The organism is Roseobacter sp. CCS2 (assembly GCF_000169435.1).
In the GTDB taxonomy this organism is placed as follows: Bacteria; Pseudomonadota; Alphaproteobacteria; order Rhodobacterales; family Rhodobacteraceae; genus Yoonia.
Map to the genome: position 1 here is coordinate 1,245,628 of NZ_AAYB01000001.1, position 18,423 is coordinate 1,264,050.

Below are 18,423 nucleotides of genomic sequence, written 5' to 3' on the forward strand. Positions count from 1 at the left end.
ATGTTGGCTTTGCGGCAGCGCTGCAAAAAAGTTATGTCTTTACTTAAGAAAACAGAGTCTTTTGGGGGTGTTAGCCCTAATTCCACCCCAAGGCTATAGCCGTGTTAATTTAGGGTTCATATTACTGACCTCGCCACCAGATAGAATCGGTTTAGCGCGCAGCCTTGATCCGTGTTGTCTTGATGACGTTACCATCTGTGTCACAGATCAGCCGGACCCGTTGATCCGCGTACCAAAATGTCAGTCGAATACGCCCTGCATCGTCATCGACACCTTCTTCTGACTGACTGGTAATTTCGCCAGCGCGCATTTTGGTTGGCACATCCGCGGGATCCAGCCCCAAAAGCGGGCCAAGATCATGCGCATCAACCGTCGCACCGCTTTCTGTCAGGGTCACTTTCATCAGGCAAAATCGCTTTTGGTTCGCCTGAATGATCGCAAAACCAAGGCTGTGCTGCAATCACCCGTGGTATTGGATTAGCCGATCCAGCCTTTAAGGTTCTTTTCAATGACGCCGGACAATGCATCAATATGCGCAGGATCATCGTTCAGGCACGGGATATAGGTGAAATGTTCGCCACCCGCTTCTTCAAAGCTTTCCTTGATCTCTTCGTTGATCTCTTCCAGCGTTTCGATGCAGTCGGCTGAAAATGCTGGCGCGCAAATGGCGATGTTTTTTACACCCTCTTCTTCTGCCAAACGGGCCACTTCATCTACCGTGTAGGGTTTTAGCCACTCTTCGGGGCCAAACAGCGACTGAAAGGTCGTTACGATCTGTGTGTCATCCCAACCAAGCCGCTCTTTCAGCAAGCGCGTCGTTTTCTGACATTGGCAGTGGTATGGGTCACCTTCGCGCAAATACCGCTCAGGCACGCCGTGGTAAGAGCAGATCAGCTTTTCTGGCTTTTTCTCGGCGGCCGCATAGGCCCGTTCAATCGATTGCGCCAACGCCTCGATATACGCAGGCTCTTCAAAGTAGGGGTCTACGATCCGTGCTGTTGGCTGCCACTTTTCTTTCATCAAAGCGCGAAAGAATTGATCGTTCGCAGTTGCCGATGTTGCACCCGCGTAGTGCGGATAAAGCGGGAAGAACAGGATTTTGGTGCATCCATCGTCGATCATCTGACGCACTTTGGATTGTGTGGAAGGGTTGCCATAGCGCATGCAAAAATCAACGCGCACATCATCGCCATAACGTTCGACCATCTGCGCTTTGATCGCCGCAGTCTGCTTTTTCGTGATGGTCAGCAGCGGGCTTTCGTTGTCTTCTTCATTCCAGATCGACTTGTAAGCCGCCCCAGACGAAAAGGGTCGCTTGGTCAAAATAACCAGCTGCAACAGTGGCTGCCAGATCCAGGCAGAGTAATCTACCACGCGCTTGTCGGACAGGAACTCGTTCAGATACCGCCGCATGGACCAGTAATCTGTTGCGTCAGGCGTCCCAAGGTTGGCCACCAGAATACCCACGCGTGCCGGTTTCACCGCCGGGTGATCGGGTTGCGCATGCATGGGGCATGTGGCTGGACGCTCTTGCGCCGTGGCTTGTGCATCGAACATTTTCATTGCCCCTTAAGTAGCGTCATTTGCGTAGTAGTAAATGGGATACGCATGGCATCAGTCATTGGACCTATCTAAAGGCGTTTCTTTGGTATTCAACGCATCAGACAACCTGGTTGTGGCGCTGCCGGGGCGTAACGGTTGTGGTTGGCTGTCAGCAGGGGCCCAACCGGTAAGCGTAATAAACTCAAACGTGGCGTCCACCCGATTCTCGGTGTTGCGAAAATTCGCTGCATAGATACACGCCGCTTCCGTCAACACATTGCGTCGTGTTGCATGCTTGATGCGCTGGGTCAGCGCGTTGTTTTCACCCATTTTGCGCAGGTCATGCATCAGGTGAAAGGCATTCGCATAGCTCGCGGTCAGCGGCGTGGCATCCGCTACTGGCAAGGCAAAGCCCGCACGCTGCAAAAGCGCGCCCAGATCACGGATTTCACCCATAGGCGCGATGCGGGGCGACAGACCACCTGCAACAACAGCTTCTGCTTCAGCAAGCGAAGCGCGCAATTCATGCAGGGTTTGACCGCCAAGAAACGTACATAACAAAAGCCCATCAGGTATCAGCGCATGTCGGGCTTGTACCAACTGCCCAACCGGGTCATTCGCCCAATGCAAGCACATGGTATGCAAAATCAGGTCATGGGACTGCGGTTTCAAATCAAGCGTTTCTTCATCTGAAATGACTGTTGCCTCTGGATAACGCGCTGCCCAGAAATCCGGGAAACCTGTGACAATCGCGACTGATGTAAAGGTTCTGTTAACCTCATTCAGTCTCTCTTGCAGTTCATCGGCGGCATGTTCTTGCAAGAACAGCGCATCAGGTTCGGCGCGGGCGCGATTACGCGCCAAAGCGGTGCGGTCGGTGATCTGGGGCATATACATGCCCGTCATTTAGGGTGCATTCATGCGGTTGCAAAGCGTCATTCGGGCAATTTATCCGCCGCAATGTGTTGCGTGTGACGCACAGACCGAGGATGACAACGGGCTATGCGCAGTCTGTTGGAAGGACACACAGTTCATTGGTGGGCTGGTCTGCAACACGTGTGGCACGCCTTTGCCCGGCGAGGATCATGGCGAAGTGGTGCAATGTGACGATTGTATGACGATTGCACGGCCTTGGGATACAGGGCGATCCGTTCTGGTTTACAATGGCGTGGGGCGGCGCTTGGTTTTGGGCCTCAAGCATGGGGATCGGACGGACCTTGCGCCAACGGCGGCGCGTTGGATGGCGCAGAAAATGGCTAATTTAGCTTTATCAGATACTATAATCGCACCAGTCCCCCTGCATTGGGTGCGTCTTGCCCGGCGCCGCTACAATCAATCGGCTTTGCTGGCGCAAGAGTTGGGAAAAGCCATGAACTTACCTGTCTGCGTCGATGCGCTGTTACGTCCTAAAAGGACAAATGCCTTGGAAGGACACAGTCGCGACGCACGGTTCGCAGAGCTGTCGGGTGCGATCATCCCAAACCCGAAAAGGGCTGTTCAGATTGTGGGTAGACCAGTCATTCTCGTTGATGATGTCATGACGTCTGGTGCCACGCTCGCAGCCAGCGCCGAGGCCGTCCGGGCGGCCGGTGCCACAAACGTGTCGATTGTTACACTGGCAAGAGTAGTAAAAGATGCCTAGATCAAGGTCGAAGCTGATCTAAGGACCGTTCAAAATGGCAACTGTAGAGATTTATACCAAACCAACCTGTGGCTTTTGCCACATGGCCAAGCGCTTACTGAATTCCAAAGATATCAGCTATGCCGAGGTTAACATATCCGCCCAACCAGAGCGTCGCGCCGAAATGATACAGCGCGCAAACGGGGGCAGCACTGTTCCGCAGATCTTTGTTGATGGCACGCATGTGGGCGGTTGCGACGATCTGTTTGCATTAGAGCGCGGCGGCAAATTGGATGCGCTGCTGGCGGCATGAAGGCCGCGCTGCTTCAGTTGAACGCCAGCGATGATCCGGCTGCCAACCTGTTGCAGACGACCGGGATGATCGCAGATGCCGCTGGGCAGGGTGCCGGTTTTGTGCTGACGCCCGAGGTGACGAACTGCGTGTCGCAGGACCGGGCACATCAAACACGCGTTTTGCAGCACGAAGATGACGATATGACATTGGCGGGTTTGCGTGACGCGGCGGTCCGCCATGGGATCTGGCTGTCCATCGGCTCTTTGGCATTAAAAACGGGCGACCCTGATGGGCGTTTCGCCAACCGGTCTTTCCTGATTGATCCTGCCGGGCAGATCGTGGCGCGATATGACAAAATTCATATGTTTGATGTGACGGTTTCTGAAACCGAAAGCTATCGCGAATCTGTCGGGTATCGCCCCGGTGAACACGCGGTCGTGGCCGATACGCCTTTTGCCAAAACCGGTCTGAGCATCTGTTACGATGTCCGCTTTGCCTATCTTTATCGTGCTTTGGCACAGGCGGGGGCTGAAGTTCTGTTGGTCCCGTCGGCGTTTTCCCCCGTAACAGGGGCTGCGCATTGGGAACCGCTTTTGCGCGCCCGCGCGATTGAGACGGGGTCCTATGTTCTGGCCGCTGCCCAAACCGGAACGCACAAAGCCCATGCAGGCAAACCGCGCCAAACATATGGGCACAGTATGGCGATTTCGCCGTGGGGGGACGTGTTGGCGGATTTAGGCCCGGAACCGGGCATCGCATTGGTTGATCTTGACCCTGCGTCAGTGGCACAAAGCCGCAAACGTATTGCGGCGCTAAGCCATGATCGCCCTTTTGAAGGCCCTTAATGTCCGAAGACGCCAATAACCTTGCTGTTTCGCTGTTTAGTGAAATTCTGGCCGTTGATCAGTTGGCGCGGGCAAGCGTGGCGCGCGTGTTGCCCAAAGGGATGGAGCTGTCGCATTTTTCGGTGCTGAACCATCTGGCGCATTCTGGCGCGGAACGGTCACCTGCCCAATTGGCAAAGACATTTCACCTGACCCGTGGGGCCATGACCAACACCTTGCATAAACTGGAATGGGCCGGTTGGGTGCATGTGCGCCCTGACTGGGATGATGCGCGTCGCAAGATGGTCGCAATCAGCCCTTCCGGCCAGTCAGCACGCGATGCGGCACTGGCAGCCATTGCACCCGTGATCGCCGATGTTGTGAACAAGGTTGGCGAAGATAAAGCAAAAGCCGTACTGCCTGTCCTGCGCGAGATGCGGTTGAAACTTAGCCAGGTTGATTGAAAGACGCGTTACGCTGGCTTTGTGGCTGCTGTCACATAGTTGACTGACAAGTCACGGTCAGAGATTGACCATGTGAACGTTGTAAAGCTGAAAATAAAACCTTTGCGGTCCACAGGTTTCATGCCTGCCTTTTCGAGAAACCCGTACAATTCATCCGGTGTGATGAATTTGTTCCATTCATGCGTACCTTTGGGCAGCCAGCGCATCACGTATTCCGCACCAACAATCGCCATTGCAAAGGATTTGGGGTTGCGGTTGATGGTTGAACAAATGTGAATGCCGCCGGGCTTCATCAGTTGCTGGCAGGCATCCAGATATCCCTGCGGGTCGGCCACATGCTCGACCACTTCCATGTTCAGTACAGCGTCGAATTGTTCACCGGCAGCAGCCATTGCCTCGGCGGTGGTGTGGCGATAGTCGATTTCCAGCCCTGATTGTTCGGCATGGATTTTGGCAACAGGGATGTTTCGTTCAGCAGCATCTGCGCCGACGATCGTCGCGCCCAAACGTGCCATGGGTTCGCACAGCAACCCACCACCGCAACCGATATCAAGGATACGCAGACCTTTGAACGGTTCAGGCTGGCTTAGGTCACGTCCATACTCTGCCGCGATCTGACTTGTGATATAGTCCAACCGCACAGGGTTCATCATGTGCAGCGGCTTGAATTTGCCATTCAAGTCCCACCATTCGGCGGCCATCGCCTCGAATTTAGCAATCTCGCTTGGATCTACGGTGTTCGTTGCCGACATTTTCATCGCTCCGCGTCATGGTCAGTGCGTACAACACGCGATATAGGGTGGTTATGGACAAAGTCGTAGGACAAAAGCGCCCCGGCGCGCATCTTTATCAGCCGATTGATCCGTTTGATCAACGGATGCTGGAGGTGGGTGACGGTCACCGCATTTATATGGAGCAGTGTGGGAACCCTGATGGTATCCCTGTTGTCGTCTTGCATGGTGGTCCGGGTGGTGGGTGCAGCCCTGCGATGCGCCGCTATTTTGATCCGAATATCTTCCGTATCATTTTGTTTGATCAGCGCGGCTGTGGTCGTTCGCGGCCGCATGCAAGTGTTGAGGCGAACACAACGTGGCATCTGGTGGCGGATATCGAATTGATCCGTGAAACGCTCGATATTGATCGCTGGATTGTCTTTGGTGGGTCATGGGGTGCGACGCTGGCGTTGATTTATGCCCAAGCGCATCCTGACCGTGCCGCAGCATTGACCCTTCGCGGCGTTTTCCTGATGACCCAGTCAGAGCTGGACTGGTTCTATGGCGGCGGTGCAGGCAAGTTCTGGCCAGATTTGTGGGACCGCTTTGCAGGTCTGATCCCTGAAGACGAACGTGATGATTATATTGCGGCCTATCACCGGCGTCTGTTTTCGGATGATCGCGGGATCGAGGTGCGTTATGCACGCGCCTGGGCGTCATGGGAAAATGCGCTGGCTTCGATTGACAGCGATGGCGTGACAGGCGAAAGCCCCGCCGATTATGCCCGTGCATTTGCCCGGTTGGAGAACCATTATTTCTATCACAACGGTTTTTTAGACGAAGATCAGCAAATCCTGCATCCTGATCAGATGGCTAAGATCGCCAATATTCCCGGGGTCATCGTCCAGGGACGCTATGATATGATCTGCCCCCCTGTGTCTGCCCATAAGCTTTCGCAGATGTGGCCCAAATCGCGGCTTACTTTCATTGGGCGCGCTGGGCATGCCTTGTCAGAACCGGGGATTAGCGCCGAACTTGTGCGCACGATGGATATGATGGGTGCGCAGCGCCATTCCTTGGGCCTTTAGGGTTTACTACTGAAATTATGCCGTTAGTCTTTGGCTAAGCTACGGGGAAAACTTGAGTTTTGGGCAATGTCCTAACGATTATTCTACAGCGCCTCGCGCTTGGCCTTCTGACATTGCTGATTGTGTCGATTGTGATTTTTATCGCAGTCAACCTGCTGCCGGGTGACTTTGCAGAGTCTATTCTGGGGCAAGGGGCCACACCAGAGGCGGTGGCATCAATCCGCAAAGATCTTGGGCTCGATCAGCCGCTGGTCGTCCGCTACTTTGACTGGTTGGGTGGTGTTTTGCGCGGTGATTTGGGCACCAGTTTTGCGCAGGCTAACTTTGCCAGCTTTACGGGTACAGACTCGGGTGCCACCACCGTGGCCCAGCAGATCGCCCCGCGTTTTGCCAACACCATGTTTTTGGCGATGATCACCGCGATGATCGCTGTGCCATTTTCGATCTTTCTGGGTGTGCTGGCCGCGCTTTACCGCAATACGGTTTTTGATCGTGCGACGAACATTTTTACGCTGTCGTCGATTTCCAGCCCGGAATTCTTTGTCGCTTACATCCTGATCCTGTTTCTGGCGGTGCTGAACCCGATCTTTCCTTCACTTTCAACCATCTTCGAAGGCATGCCGTTGATTGAGAGGGTCGAAAGATCCATGTTGCCAGCGCTGACGCTGACGTTGGTCGTGACAGCACACATGATGCGCATGACCCGTGCCGCGATCATTAATTTGCTGGCCTCGCCTTATATTGAAATGGCACGTCTGAAGGGCCTGTCGCCCATGCGTGTCATCGTCAAACATGCGCTGCCCAACGCACTTGCGCCCATCATAAACGTGATCGCCCTGAACCTTGCATACCTGATCACAGGCGTCGTGGTCGTCGAGGTGGTTTTTGTCTATCCGGGTATCGGCCAACTTTTTGTTGATAGCGTGCAAAACCGCGATATCCCGGTTGTGCAGGCTTGCTGCCTGATCTTTGCGACTGCGTTTATTTTATTGAACCTGACAGCTGACATTATGTCGATCCTATCCAACCCACGGCTGAGGCATCCAAAATGATCTGGTTCGTCGCAGCACTGATCGGGTTGGCCGCTGTCGCATGGGGGTTTCGGTTTGCGGGGCAAGCGGTCACCGGAAACGCACCCAAGTTTCGCGATATGCCCTATGGTGTGGCCTATGGCTATGTTTTGGGTGCGGCGGTTCTGGCATGGTTGGTTTGGGCCTATATGCAAGGACGCAGCGACGATCAGGCGATTGCCAACAAGTTCTTCTTTCTGCGCATCGCCATCGAAGGGTTTATCATCTTTGCGATTGCTGCCTGGCTGTTTCGCTTGTTGGGCCGTTCTGTCGGCACTGCACGCAGTAAAAAGCTGTTCCGTTCCATGCCCCTTACGGCGTCATTTGGTATCCTGACGATCCTGATCTATGCAATTTTTGCGATTTTCGCAGGATTGATCGCGCCATATGGGCAAGAGCAGATTATTCCCGGTGTTGCGGCAAATATCATCCCCGGTGGCGACCCGGAGCTGGGCGGCAATCCTGATTTTCCCTTAGGAACAGACCAGATTGGCCGTGATATCCTAAGCCGGTTGATTTATGGCGCGCAAAATACGGTGGGCATCGCATTCGCGACAACGGTCTTGGCGTTCCTCTTAGGTGGCACGCTTGGCTTTCTGGCCGCCACTTTGGGCGGTTGGCTTGATCAATTGTTGTCGCGTGCTGTGGACGTCTTGATGGCGATCCCATCGCTGATTTTTGCGTTGCTCTTGATGACAATCGCCAGTGTTTGGGCACCTGAATTGGGTATTCCGCTGACCGTGTTTATGGTGGTGATCATCGCCGTGATCGACAGCACGCGTGTCTATCGTTTGGCTCGTGCGGTCGGCCAAAACATCGTTGTGATGGACTATATTGAGGCGGCGAAACTGCGCGGCGAAGGTCTGGGCTATCTTGTTTTCAAGGAAATTCTGCCAAATGCTACAGCACCTTTGCTGGCCGAATTTGGGCTACGGTTCTGCTTTGTCTTCCTAACGATCGCCGCGCTGTCCTTCCTTGGTGTGGGTATCCAGCCGCCGTTGGCTGACTGGGGTACAATGGTGCGCGATTTGGGTGGTTTCGTGAACTTTGCGCAATTCGCGCCGATGGCCGCAACGGCCCCATTGTTGGCCGCTGGTGCCATTGCCTTGCTGACCGTTGCCGTGAACTTTGTCGTCGACTGGATGCTGCACAAATCATCGGGGCTGAAAGAATGAGTGACGAGATCCTTCTCAAGATGCGCGATGTCTGGCTGGAAGGCCGGAGCGATGAGACGTGGAACCCGATTATCAACGACGTCGATCTGACGCTGAAAAAAGGTGAAGTATTGGGCCTGATCGGTGAATCCGGTGCGGGTAAATCTACGCTGGGTCTGGCCGCAATGGGGTATACCCGCGATGGTGTACGGATCAGCAAAGGATCGGTCGAATTTGACGGCATTGATCTGCTGACCGCCTCTGCCGCGGTGAAACGCGCGTTGCTAGGCAAGCGTATTGCCTATGTCGCCCAGTCCGCGGCGGCCAGTTTTAACCCGGCGCACAAGTTGATGGATCAGCATGTCGAAGGTCCTGTTCAGCACGGTGTAATGGGACGCGGTGAAAGCGAGGCGGACGGCATAGAGCTTTACGCCAAGCTGCGATTGCCAAACCCGGACGAGATTGGCTTTCGTTATCCGCATCAGGTGTCCGGTGGTCAGCTACAACGCTGTATGACAGCAATGGCGATGTCGTGCCGACCTGATCTGATAATCTTTGATGAACCGACAACCGCGTTGGATGTGACAACGCAGATTGAGGTGCTTGCCTCAATCCGTGATATTGTTGAGCAGTTTAACACGGCGGCGATTTACATCACCCACGACCTCGCGGTTGTTGCGCAGATGGCCGATACGATCAAAGTGTTGCTGAAGGGTGATGAAGTCGAAACGGCCGACACCCGTGTGATGTTGGCGACGCCAACGCAGGAATACACTAAATCCCTTTGGGCTGTGCGCAGCTTTGAGCGACCTTTGAAATCTGCTGTGCAAACAGGCTCGGTGCCGGTTGTCAGCGTCCAGAATATTGATGCTTCTTATGGCACCGTTCCAGTGCTGCATGATGTCAGCTTTGACATGCATGAAGGCCGGACTGTCGCTGTTGTGGGCGAAAGCGGATCAGGCAAATCCACCGCAGCACGCTGCATTACGGGCCTTTTACCGCCAACCGCTGGGCAGATCATGGTCGATGGTGACGTGATGCCGCCCGATTATCGCAAGCGCAGCAAAGACCAATTGCGCCAAGTGCAGATGATTTACCAGATGGCCGACACCGCGCTGAACCCGCGCATGTCGATTGGCCAGATCATTGCCCGCCCCGTTGAATTCTATCTTGGGCTGAAAGGTGCAGAGAAACGCAAAAAGGTTGATGCGCTGTTAGAGCAGATCGAACTGGAACCTTCACAGTATTATCATCGCCTACCATCTGAATTGTCAGGCGGTCAGAAACAACGCATTGGTATTGCTCGTGCTTTGGCGGCGGAACCAAAGTTTATCATTTGTGATGAGGTGACCTCTGCGCTGGACCAATTGGTGGCCGAAGGAATTCTGCGACTATTGGCGCGCTTGCAGGATGAGCTATCACTTACCTATATGTTCATCACACATGATCTTGCGACGGTAAGGGCGATCGCAGATGAAGTTGTGGTGATGAAAGACGGACGCGTGGTTGAACAAGGACCAAAAGTCGAAATGTTTACCCCGCCCCATCACGCCTACACCGATCTTTTGCTGTCTTCGGTGCCGGAAATGGACCCGGATTGGCTGACCAATCTGTTGGCTGAACGCGGAGTTGATAACATCGGCGATGCAGCTGTTGATAAGATGTAACACGAATCGGTCACGCAAGTGACGACGCAATCGGGTGCACAGGTGCCTGAAAAAATAATTAGGGAGAACGAAAATATGCACGGAATTAGTAGACGCGGTCTATTGAAAACAGGTGTCGCTGCCGGTGTGCTGGGCCTTTCAGGCATGCCACTGCGCGCGCAAACACGCGGTGGAAAATTGACTGCAGGTCTGTCGGGTGCGAATACATCTGATAGTTGGGATGGACGGACCCACTCTGACTTGTTCATGATCGCATCCGCGCAGGGTTCGGTTTTTGATAGCTTGACCGAAGTTGGTGCTGACGGCTCTCTCAAAGGGGAATTGGCGGAAAGCTGGGAAGCCTCTGCCGATGCCAAAACTTGGACATTCAACTTGCGTCAAGGCGTCACTTTCCACAACGGCAAGTCATTTGGCGCTGACGATGTAATCGCATCCCTGCAATTGCACGTAGCTGAAGGCGCGAAATCTGCAGCCCAGCCAATCGTTGCGGCGATCACTGAAATGAACAAGATGTCCGACAGCCAGGTGCAGTTTGTGCTGGAAGCAGGCAACGCTGACTTCCCTTACCTGATGTCCGACTATCACCTGCTGATGTACCCCGCAGGCCAGATCGAAGAAGCAATCGCCAATGGCATCGGCACAGGCCTTTATCAAGTGCAGTCCTTTGATCCCGGTGTGCGCATGGTCGCAACCCGATACGCCGATCACTACAAGGGCGACAGCGCGGGCTTCTTTGATGAGATCGAATATATCGCCATCAACGACAACACAGCCCGTATGAACGCACTGATGACCGGTCAGGTCGACGCGATCAACCGGATCGACTTTAAAACCGAGGCCCTGCTGCGCGCCAACCCTGCGCTGCGCATTCAGGAAGTGACGGGTAATCAGCACTACACCTTCGCGATGTTGACCGATAACGCGCCGTTCAATGATGTGAACGTGCGCCGCGCGCTGAAGTACGGCATCAACCGTCAGGAAATGGTCGACAAGATCCTGCTGGGTCACGGTCAGGTTGGCAACGACACACCAATCGGCCCCGCCAGCCAGTACTATCACGCTGACATGGAACAGCTTGAGTATGATCCAGATCAGGCCAAGTTCTACCTGCAGCAAGCGGGTCTTGATAGCCTGAACATCGACCTCAGTGCATCAAACGCCGCGTTTGAAGGTGCGGTTGACGCAGCACAATTGTTCCAGGCTTCCGCGGCACCTGCAGGTATCAACCTGAACGTGGTGCAGGAGCCCGCAGATGGGTATTGGTCCAATGTCTGGCTGAAAAAGCCTTTCTCGGCTGTATACTGGTCCGGTCGCGCGACAGAAGATTGGATGTTCTCGACCGCGTATGAGGCCGGTGTGCCTTGGAATGACAGCCAATGGGATGCAGACGACAGCGCCCGTTTCCAAGAATTGCTGATATCGGCACGGGCCGAACTTGATAGCGCCAAACGCCAAGAGCAGTATTTTGAGATGCAGCAAATCCTGCGCGACGATGGCGGTGTTCTGATCCCAATGTTTGCCAACTATGTGCAGGCCGTGAACAACCGGATTGCGTCACCTGATACAGTGGGCAACCTCTGGCAGATGGATAACGCGCGGATGGCTGAACGGTGGTCTGTGGCGTAAGTTTATTGGTATATGTGGTGCCTTTCTTAGCGTCATGCACCACATATATAAATTTCTATTGACTCTGAGAGCGATTTGAGTCCGCGTGACATTGACAAATCCGAATCGGCGTACTAACTAATTTATATACCGGCCAATAGCAGGTCTATTGGTTCAAGAGCCGTGTAGGGTTTGCGCCCTCGCGGCTCTTGCTGTATGTACTCAACTCAAGGGTTAAAGGTTGCCGATGCGGGTTCGTGTATATGTTGATGGATTTAACCTATATTATCGACTCTTAAAGCATTCACGATACAAGTGGACAGACCTTAAACTGCTCTCTTCAGAGTTGTTGCAAACGGGTGATGTGATCGAACGCATTCGGTATTTTACTGCTGATGTTAGCCCCCGTGCAGGAGACCCGGATGCTCCAACGCGACAACAAGCTTACTTTCGTGCTCTTAGAACAATTCCTGAGCTTGAGATTCATAAAGGGACTTTCTTAGCCAAAACAATCCACCGCCCCGTTAGGGGCCAAGAAGAAAGCTACGTCTACGTTAGAGATACAGAGGAAAAAGGGTCAGACGTCAATCTTGCCTCACATCTCCTTATGGATGGTTTTTGCGACACCTACGACATTGCGCTGGTTATGTCTCAGGACACCGATTTATTAGAGCCAATTCGAATGGTTTCACAGGAACTTGGAAAAGTAGTGATTGTTGCTTGGTTCGAAGACACATCACCAAGTAAACTACTTCGTCAGTACGCTACCTCGGTTCGCCATATCAGGCCAGCTATGCTGCGACGATCCCAATTTCCTAACCCTGTTATTGGGAGAGGCGGCGCAAAACTTCGGCGTCCTGACGAATGGGACCCTGACCGCGAAATGTAGCCCTTGCACCTCCCTCCACCTTCCCCTATATCTTCCTCAACAGCGGCGTTGGCTTCCACCCCCAACCCCACCGAAATTCACAACGGGCCGCGCGCCCGTTTTTTTGTGTCCGAATGATAAGTCGGAAAATATGATGAACGATCTGATTGCCAAAGCGGCCATTGACCGCCGTATCGCTGAAATCATTACCCCTGTCGTGGAAGACATGGGGTTTGAAGTTGTGCGCGTCCGTCTGATGACGGGTAAGGAAAGCATCTTGCAGGTTATGGTCCAACGTCCTGATGGCCAGATTGAGGTTGATGAATGTGGGCAGGTGTCTACCGCTCTTAGTGCAATCTTGGATGTCGAAGATCCGATTCTAGATGTTTACACGCTCGAAGTTTCAAGCCCCGGCATCGACCGCCCCCTGACGCGAATGAAAGATTTTGATCAGTGGGAAGGCTTTGAAGCCAAGATCGAAACGGATGAGTTGATTGATGGTCGCCGTCGCTTCAAAGGCCCGCTCGCTGGTACTGAAGGCGATGAAGTCCTGATCACGATTGCTGAGGGCACGATTGGCCTCAAATTTGAATGGCTGTCAGACGCCAAACTGGTCCTGACAGATGAGTTGATCCGCGACGTGCTGCGCGGACGTAAAGATGCGGGTCAGATCGACGAGACCCAATTTGATGAGATTGAAACGATTATAGACGGTGAGGAGAACACCTGATGGCATATACTTCCGCGAACCAGCTGGAATTGCTGCAAACAGCCGAGGCTGTGGCCCGCGAAAAGAACATCGAGCCCGGGCTTGTTGTGGAAGCGATGGAAGAATCGCTCGCCCGCGCGGCAAAGTCCCGTTACGGGGCCGAGATGGATATCCGTGTCGCCATTGATCGTAAGACCGGCAAGGCCACATTCACCCGTGTGCGTACCGTGGTTGAGGAAGAAGAGCTTGAGAACTATCAGGCGGAATTCACCGTCGCCCAAGCCAAAGAATACATGGAAGACCCAGAAGTCGGTCAGCAGTTTATCGAAGAAGTGCCACCGGTCGAACTGGGCCGCATCGCGGCACAATCAGCCAAGCAGGTGATCCTGCAAAAGGTCCGCGAAGCCGAGCGTGACAAGCAATACGAAGAATTCAAGGATCGCGCGGGTACAATCATCAACGCGTTGGTCAAGCGCGAAGAGTATGGCAATGTCATCGTCGATGTGGGCGCTGGTGAAGCTGTTCTCCGCCGTAACGAAAAGATTGGTCGCGAGGCGTATCGCCCCAATGACCGCATCCGTTGCTTCATTAAAGAAGTACGTCGCGAACAGCGTGGTCCGCAGATTTTCCTGAGCCGCACAGCGCCTGAGTTCATGGCAGAACTGTTCAAAATGGAAGTGCCTGAAATCTACGAAGGCATCATTGAGATCAAGGCGGTTGCCCGTGACCCCGGTTCACGCGCAAAGATTGCTGTCATCTCCTATGATGGGTCCATCGACCCTGTCGGTGCCTGTGTTGGTATGCGTGGTTCGCGCGTGCAGGCTGTTGTGAACGAACTACAGGGCGAAAAGATCGATATCATTCCTTGGAATGAAGACATGCCGACCTTCCTTGTGAATGCATTGCAGCCGGCCGAAGTGTCCAAGGTTGTTTTGGACGAAGAAGCCGGCAAGATTGAAGTGGTTGTACCAGAAGAGCAGCTGTCACTGGCCATTGGCCGCCGCGGCCAAAACGTGCGCCTCGCGTCGCAGCTAACCGGCCTTGATATCGACATCATGACCGAGGAAGAAGAGAGCAAGCGTCGTCAGGCAGAATTCGAACTGCGGACGAAATTGTTCATGGATACTCTTGATCTGGACGAATTCTTTGCCCAACTACTGGTATCAGAAGGGTTCACGAACCTGGAAGAGGTCGCCTATGTCGAAGTTGACGAACTACTGGTGATCGAAGGCGTTGACGAAGATACTGCCAGCGAATTGCAGGCCCGCGCACGTGACTATCTTGAAGCGAAAGCCAAAGAAGCGATGGAAGCGGCCCGCGCCTTGGGTGTTGAAGACAGCCTTGCGAATTTCGAAGGCCTGACACCCGCGATGCTAGAGGCGCTGGGCCAAGATGGCGTGAAAACGCTGGAAGACTTTGCAACCTGCGCTGACTGGGAACTGGCCGGTGGTTGGACCACAGTTGATGGCGAACGCGTGAAAGACGACGGTGTGCTGGAACCTTTCGAAGTGTCGCTGGAGGAAGCGCAGGACATGGTGATGACCGCCCGCGTGATGCTGGGTTGGGTTGACCCTGATGAGCTTGCTGCCGAAGCCGCGGCTGCCGAAGAGGCAGAAGCAGCGGAGGAGGAGGCCTGATTTCAGGCCTCTGACGGGTTCGCAAATGGCGCGTGGTGGCCATAACAAAGATCGGGGTGATGCCGAACGCAAGTGCATCGTCACCGGTGAGGTGCAGCCAAAGGCTGGGCTGATCCGCTTTGTTGTGGGGCCGGATAATCAGGTTGTGCCTGATATTCTGGGCAAGCTGCCGGGCCGAGGCATGTATGTGACGGCTGACCGCAAAGCGCTGCATGAGGCGAAGAAAGGTCAGTTTTCACGATCCGCCAAGCAGGCGGTGACAGTGCCGGATGGTTTGGTAGACGAAGTTGAACGTCAACTGGCCCGCCGCACTGTTGATCTGATCGCATTGACCCGGAAATCAGGTCGCGCGGTCTGCGGATTTGAAAAGGTAAAGGGCTGGCTTGCCGGTGGTGAGCGGGTCCGTGTTCTAATTCAGGCCTCTGATGGGTCGGAACGGGGCAAAACAAAACTATGGACGCCCGAAGGCGCCCGATATTTCGGTTGCTTAAGCTCCGAGGAATTGGGTTTGGCATTTGGGCGGCAAAGTGTGATACATGGCGCGCTTGCGACTGGCAGACTCAGCGATCGTGTTGTAGAGGAAGCCACAAAGCTACGCGGTCTACGTGAAGTGAACGGTGGCGATACGGCCTCCGAGAAGGATACAGAAGCTAAATGAGCGATAACGACGGTAAAAAGACACTCGGCCTTGGTGGTTCACGTCCTTCAAACGTGAAGCAAAGCTTTAGCCATGGGCGGACCAAGAACGTCGTGGTGGAAACCAAACGTAAACGCGTTGTGGTGCCCAAACCCGGTGCGGCCAAACCTGCGGCCTCTGGCGGCCCGGTTGGTGGTGACCCTTCCAAGCGTCCTGCGGGCATTTCCGATGTGGAACTTGAGCGCCGGATGAAAGCGCTGAAGCTGGCGAAAGCCCGCGAAGCAGAAGAAGCCGAAAAGCGCGCAGCCGAAGAAAAAGAGCGCGCCGCCGAACGCGATGCGCGCCGCGCCGAGATTGAGGCAAAAGAAGCCGAAGATCGCGAACGTGAAGAGCGCGCCAAGGCGAAAGCTGAAGAAGAAGAGCGCAAGAAGGCTGAAGCTGCAAAGGCTAAGGCCATTGCTGATGCACCACCGGCTGCAGCTGCCGTGCCTGGCGAGACTGAGATTTCACGCCCAACAGCGGCACCCCGCAAAACGGACCGCCCTGCAGAAAATCGCGACAACAAGACCAAGGCAAAGCCGGGTCGCAATGATGACGGTCGCCGTTCAGGTAAACTGACTGTCAATGATGCGATGGCTGGCCGTCATGGTGGCCGTCAGCGGTCTATGGCTGCAATGAAGCGCAAGCAAGATCGCGCCCGTGCGAAAGCAATGGGTGTGTCGGCAGAGCGCGAAAAGGTTTTCCGCGAAGTTGCTCTGCCAGAGGCGATTACCGTCTCGGAACTGGCTAACCGCATGACAGAACGTGTGGCTGATGTTGTGAAGGCGTTGATGAATAACGGCATCATGGCGACACAGAACCAGACGATTGACGCGGATACCGCCGAATTGATCATCGAAGAGTTTGGTCACACGGTGACACGTGTTTCTGACGCTGATGTCGAAGACGTGCTGACCGCGATTGAAGACAAGCCCGAAGATCTGTCTGGCCGCCCCCCTATCATCACGATCATGGGCCACGTTGACCACGGTAAAACATCCTTGCTGGATGCGATCCGCAACGCGAAAGTTGTGGCTGGCGAAGCAGGCGGTATCACACAGCACATTGGTGCTTATCAGGTGACAACTGATAGCGGCGCTGTGCTGTCTTTCCTTGATACACCGGGCCACGCAGCGTTTACGTCGATGCGGTCACGTGGCGCGCAAGTCACTGATATTGTTGTGCTTGTGGTTGCTGCTGATGATGCGGTCATGCCGCAAACGATTGAGGCGATCAACCACGCGAAAGCGGCGCAAGTGCCGATGATCGTGGCGATCAACAAGATCGACAAGCCTGAAGCGAATGCTGACAAAGTCCGCACCGACCTGCTGCAACACGAGGTCATCGTTGAAAAGATGTCCGGTGATGTACAGGACGTTGAGGTTTCGGCCATTTCTGGTCAGGGTCTGGATGAACTGCTTGAAGCGATTGCTTTGCAGGCTGAAATTCTTGAACTCAAAGCCAACCCGGATCGCGCTGCCGAAGGTGCTGTCATCGAAGCGCAGCTTGATGTTGGTCGCGGTCCTGTAGCCACCGTTCTGGTGCAGAATGGGACATTGCATCAAGGCGATATCTTTGTTGTGGGTGAGCAGTACGGTAAGGTCCGCGCGCTGATCAACGATAAGGGCGAGCGTGTTGAAGAGGCTGGTCCGGCTGTGCCTGTTGAGGTGCTTGGCCTGAATGGCACACCCGAAGCAGGTGACGTGCTGAACGTGGTTGGAACCGATGCGCAGGCCCGTGAAATCGCAGAATATCGCGAAAAGGCTGCGAAAGAAAAACGCGCGGCGGCTGGTGCGGCGACGACGCTGGAACAGCTGATGGCGAATGCCAAGGCGGACGAAAACGTCAGCGAGCTGCCGATCTTGGTAAAGGCTGACGTGCAAGGTTCTGCCGAAGCTATCGTGCAAGCGATGGAGAAAATCGGCAACGATGAGGTGCGCGTGCGCGTTCTACACTCTGGTGTTGGCGCGATCACGGAAACCGATATCGGCCTTGCCGAAGCATCTGGTGCGCCTGTATTTGGCTTTAACGTCCGTGCGAATACATCCGCGCGGAACACAGCCAACCAAAAGGGCGTCGAAATCCGCTATTATTCGGTTATCTACGACCTTGTGGATGATGTGAAAGCGGCGGCCTCTGGTCTGCTCTCTGCTGAAATTCGTGAAAAGTTCATCGGTTACGCCAAAATCCAAGAGGTCTTTAAGGTCTCTAACGTGGGTAAAGTTGCCGGTTGTCTGGTCACCGAAGGCGTGGCGCGTCGTTCTGCAGGTGTGCGCTTGCTGCGTGACAACGTAGTTATCCACGAGGGCACGCTAAAGACGCTCAAGCGTTTCAAGGACGAGGTGCCAGAGGTACAGTCCGGTCAAGAATGCGGTATGGCATTTGAAAACTACGAAGATATCCGTCCCGAAGACGTGATCGAGATTTTCGAACGCGAAGAGGTCGAACGGAACCTGTGATCCATCAAGGATTGTAACAGCTGAAAAGGCG

General features: G+C 54.3%; 18 protein-coding genes. 14 read left to right on the top strand and 4 right to left on the bottom strand.

Features of this window, described 5'->3' with window-relative positions; genetic code table 11:
* Positions 1–151 precede the first annotated feature (151 nt).
* From RCCS2_RS06330 to RCCS2_RS06340, 3 genes are all read right to left on the bottom strand, one after another.
* Complete coding sequence (locus RCCS2_RS06330; protein ID WP_037293602.1) at positions 152–403, bottom strand: DUF6522 family protein; 252 nt, start codon at positions 401–403, stop codon at positions 152–154.
* A gap of 74 nt (positions 404–477) precedes the next feature.
* Positions 478–1,557: a ferrochelatase gene (gene hemH / locus RCCS2_RS06335; RefSeq protein WP_037293604.1), complete on the bottom strand. Its 1,080-nt coding sequence runs from the start codon at positions 1,555–1,557 to the stop codon at positions 478–480.
* 57 nt (positions 1,558–1,614) lie between these two features.
* Positions 1,615–2,439, bottom strand: a complete 825-nt coding sequence (locus RCCS2_RS06340) for a methyltransferase domain-containing protein (RefSeq protein WP_008232409.1) — start codon at positions 2,437–2,439, stop codon at positions 1,615–1,617.
* A gap of 22 nt (positions 2,440–2,461) precedes the next feature.
* On the opposite strand from RCCS2_RS06340, the gene RCCS2_RS06345 reads away from it, so the two are divergent.
* From RCCS2_RS06345 to RCCS2_RS06360, 4 genes are read left to right on the top strand one after another with little or no spacing between them, the layout of a single operon-like run.
* A complete protein-coding gene (locus tag RCCS2_RS06345; protein ID WP_008232410.1) occupies positions 2,462–3,184 on the top strand; it encodes a ComF family protein in 723 nt (240 codons plus the stop codon).
* A gap of 34 nt (positions 3,185–3,218) precedes the next feature.
* The gene (grxC, locus tag RCCS2_RS06350; protein WP_037293277.1) at positions 3,219–3,476 is read left to right on the top strand and encodes a glutaredoxin 3; all 258 of its coding nucleotides are present in this window, start codon (positions 3,219–3,221) and stop codon (positions 3,474–3,476) included.
* Complete coding sequence (locus tag RCCS2_RS06355; RefSeq protein WP_008232414.1) at positions 3,473–4,303, top strand: carbon-nitrogen hydrolase family protein; 831 nt, start codon at positions 3,473–3,475, stop codon at positions 4,301–4,303. Before grxC ends, RCCS2_RS06355 begins: the two co-directional genes overlap by 4 nt.
* Positions 4,303–4,746: a MarR family winged helix-turn-helix transcriptional regulator gene (locus RCCS2_RS06360; protein ID WP_008232416.1), complete on the top strand. Its 444-nt coding sequence runs from the start codon at positions 4,303–4,305 to the stop codon at positions 4,744–4,746. Before RCCS2_RS06355 ends, RCCS2_RS06360 begins: the two co-directional genes overlap by 1 nt.
* 8 nt (positions 4,747–4,754) lie before the next feature.
* Here RCCS2_RS06360 and ubiG read toward each other — a convergent pair whose 3' ends face one another.
* Positions 4,755–5,504: a bifunctional 2-polyprenyl-6-hydroxyphenol methylase/3-demethylubiquinol 3-O-methyltransferase UbiG gene (gene ubiG, locus RCCS2_RS06365; RefSeq protein ID WP_008232418.1), complete on the bottom strand. Its 750-nt coding sequence runs from the start codon at positions 5,502–5,504 to the stop codon at positions 4,755–4,757.
* Positions 5,505–5,551: 47 nt separating this feature from the next.
* Between ubiG and pip the strand changes: the two genes are divergently transcribed.
* The 10 genes from pip to infB all read left to right on the top strand — a co-directional run bounded on the left by pip (position 5,552) and on the right by infB (position 18,392).
* Positions 5,552–6,547, top strand: a complete 996-nt coding sequence (pip, locus tag RCCS2_RS06370; RefSeq protein WP_008232420.1) for a prolyl aminopeptidase — start codon at positions 5,552–5,554, stop codon at positions 6,545–6,547.
* A gap of 59 nt (positions 6,548–6,606) precedes the next feature.
* Positions 6,607–7,599: an ABC transporter permease gene (locus RCCS2_RS06375; protein ID WP_008232422.1), complete on the top strand. Its 993-nt coding sequence runs from the start codon at positions 6,607–6,609 to the stop codon at positions 7,597–7,599.
* Positions 7,596–8,792 carry an ABC transporter permease gene (locus tag RCCS2_RS06380; protein ID WP_008232424.1) on the top strand — a complete coding sequence of 399 codons (1,197 nt, stop codon included), beginning with the start codon at positions 7,596–7,598 and terminating at the stop codon, positions 8,790–8,792. The genes RCCS2_RS06375 and RCCS2_RS06380 overlap by 4 nt, the downstream gene beginning before the upstream one ends.
* Positions 8,789–10,438, top strand: a complete 1,650-nt coding sequence (locus RCCS2_RS06385) for an ABC transporter ATP-binding protein (RefSeq protein WP_008232425.1) — start codon at positions 8,789–8,791, stop codon at positions 10,436–10,438. The genes RCCS2_RS06380 and RCCS2_RS06385 overlap by 4 nt, the downstream gene beginning before the upstream one ends.
* A 75-nt stretch (positions 10,439–10,513) precedes the next feature.
* Entirely contained in the window at positions 10,514–12,064 is a 1,551-nt protein-coding gene (locus RCCS2_RS06390; RefSeq protein ID WP_037293278.1) for an ABC transporter substrate-binding protein, read from the top strand.
* 226 nt (positions 12,065–12,290) lie between these two features.
* Positions 12,291–12,932, top strand: a complete 642-nt coding sequence (locus RCCS2_RS06395; RefSeq protein WP_008232430.1) for an NYN domain-containing protein — start codon at positions 12,291–12,293, stop codon at positions 12,930–12,932.
* 133 nt (positions 12,933–13,065) lie between these two features.
* The gene (gene rimP, locus RCCS2_RS06400) at positions 13,066–13,641 is read left to right on the top strand and encodes a ribosome maturation factor RimP (protein WP_037293606.1); all 576 of its coding nucleotides are present in this window, start codon (positions 13,066–13,068) and stop codon (positions 13,639–13,641) included.
* The gene (gene nusA / locus RCCS2_RS06405) at positions 13,641–15,257 is read left to right on the top strand and encodes a transcription termination factor NusA (protein ID WP_008232434.1); all 1,617 of its coding nucleotides are present in this window, start codon (positions 13,641–13,643) and stop codon (positions 15,255–15,257) included. Before rimP ends, nusA begins: the two co-directional genes overlap by 1 nt.
* Before the next feature lie 25 nt (positions 15,258–15,282).
* The gene (locus RCCS2_RS06410) at positions 15,283–15,915 is read left to right on the top strand and encodes an RNA-binding protein (RefSeq protein WP_008232435.1); all 633 of its coding nucleotides are present in this window, start codon (positions 15,283–15,285) and stop codon (positions 15,913–15,915) included.
* Positions 15,912–18,392, top strand: coding sequence for a translation initiation factor IF-2 (gene infB, locus RCCS2_RS06415; protein WP_008232438.1), 2,481 nt, complete (start codon positions 15,912–15,914; stop codon positions 18,390–18,392). The genes RCCS2_RS06410 and infB overlap by 4 nt, the downstream gene beginning before the upstream one ends.
* The last annotated feature ends 31 nt before the right edge of the window (positions 18,393–18,423 follow it).

What these genes read in the sequence shown, in the direction of transcription:
- RCCS2_RS06330 (WP_037293602.1), bottom strand. Translation starts at nt 403, where the DNA reads ATGAAAGTGACCCTGACAGAAAGCGGTGCGACGGTTGATGCGCATGAT.
- hemH (WP_037293604.1), bottom strand. Translation starts at nt 1,557, where the DNA reads ATGTTCGATGCACAAGCCACGGCGCAAGAGCGTCCAGCCACATGCCCC.
- RCCS2_RS06340 (WP_008232409.1), bottom strand. Translation starts at nt 2,439, where the DNA reads ATGTATATGCCCCAGATCACCGACCGCACCGCTTTGGCGCGTAATCGC.
- RCCS2_RS06345 (WP_008232410.1), top strand. Translation starts at nt 2,462, where the DNA reads ATGCGGTTGCAAAGCGTCATTCGGGCAATTTATCCGCCGCAATGTGTT.
- grxC (WP_037293277.1), top strand. Translation starts at nt 3,219, where the DNA reads ATGGCAACTGTAGAGATTTATACCAAACCAACCTGTGGCTTTTGCCAC.
- RCCS2_RS06355 (WP_008232414.1), top strand. Translation starts at nt 3,473, where the DNA reads ATGAAGGCCGCGCTGCTTCAGTTGAACGCCAGCGATGATCCGGCTGCC.
- RCCS2_RS06360 (WP_008232416.1), top strand. Translation starts at nt 4,303, where the DNA reads ATGTCCGAAGACGCCAATAACCTTGCTGTTTCGCTGTTTAGTGAAATT.
- ubiG (WP_008232418.1), bottom strand. Translation starts at nt 5,504, where the DNA reads ATGAAAATGTCGGCAACGAACACCGTAGATCCAAGCGAGATTGCTAAA.
- pip (WP_008232420.1), top strand. Translation starts at nt 5,552, where the DNA reads ATGGACAAAGTCGTAGGACAAAAGCGCCCCGGCGCGCATCTTTATCAG.
- RCCS2_RS06380 (WP_008232424.1), top strand. Translation starts at nt 7,596, where the DNA reads ATGATCTGGTTCGTCGCAGCACTGATCGGGTTGGCCGCTGTCGCATGG.
- RCCS2_RS06385 (WP_008232425.1), top strand. Translation starts at nt 8,789, where the DNA reads ATGAGTGACGAGATCCTTCTCAAGATGCGCGATGTCTGGCTGGAAGGC.
- RCCS2_RS06390 (WP_037293278.1), top strand. Translation starts at nt 10,514, where the DNA reads ATGCACGGAATTAGTAGACGCGGTCTATTGAAAACAGGTGTCGCTGCC.
- RCCS2_RS06395 (WP_008232430.1), top strand. Translation starts at nt 12,291, where the DNA reads ATGCGGGTTCGTGTATATGTTGATGGATTTAACCTATATTATCGACTC.
- rimP (WP_037293606.1), top strand. Translation starts at nt 13,066, where the DNA reads ATGAACGATCTGATTGCCAAAGCGGCCATTGACCGCCGTATCGCTGAA.
- nusA (WP_008232434.1), top strand. Translation starts at nt 13,641, where the DNA reads ATGGCATATACTTCCGCGAACCAGCTGGAATTGCTGCAAACAGCCGAG.
- RCCS2_RS06410 (WP_008232435.1), top strand. Translation starts at nt 15,283, where the DNA reads ATGGCGCGTGGTGGCCATAACAAAGATCGGGGTGATGCCGAACGCAAG.
- infB (WP_008232438.1), top strand. Translation starts at nt 15,912, where the DNA reads ATGAGCGATAACGACGGTAAAAAGACACTCGGCCTTGGTGGTTCACGT.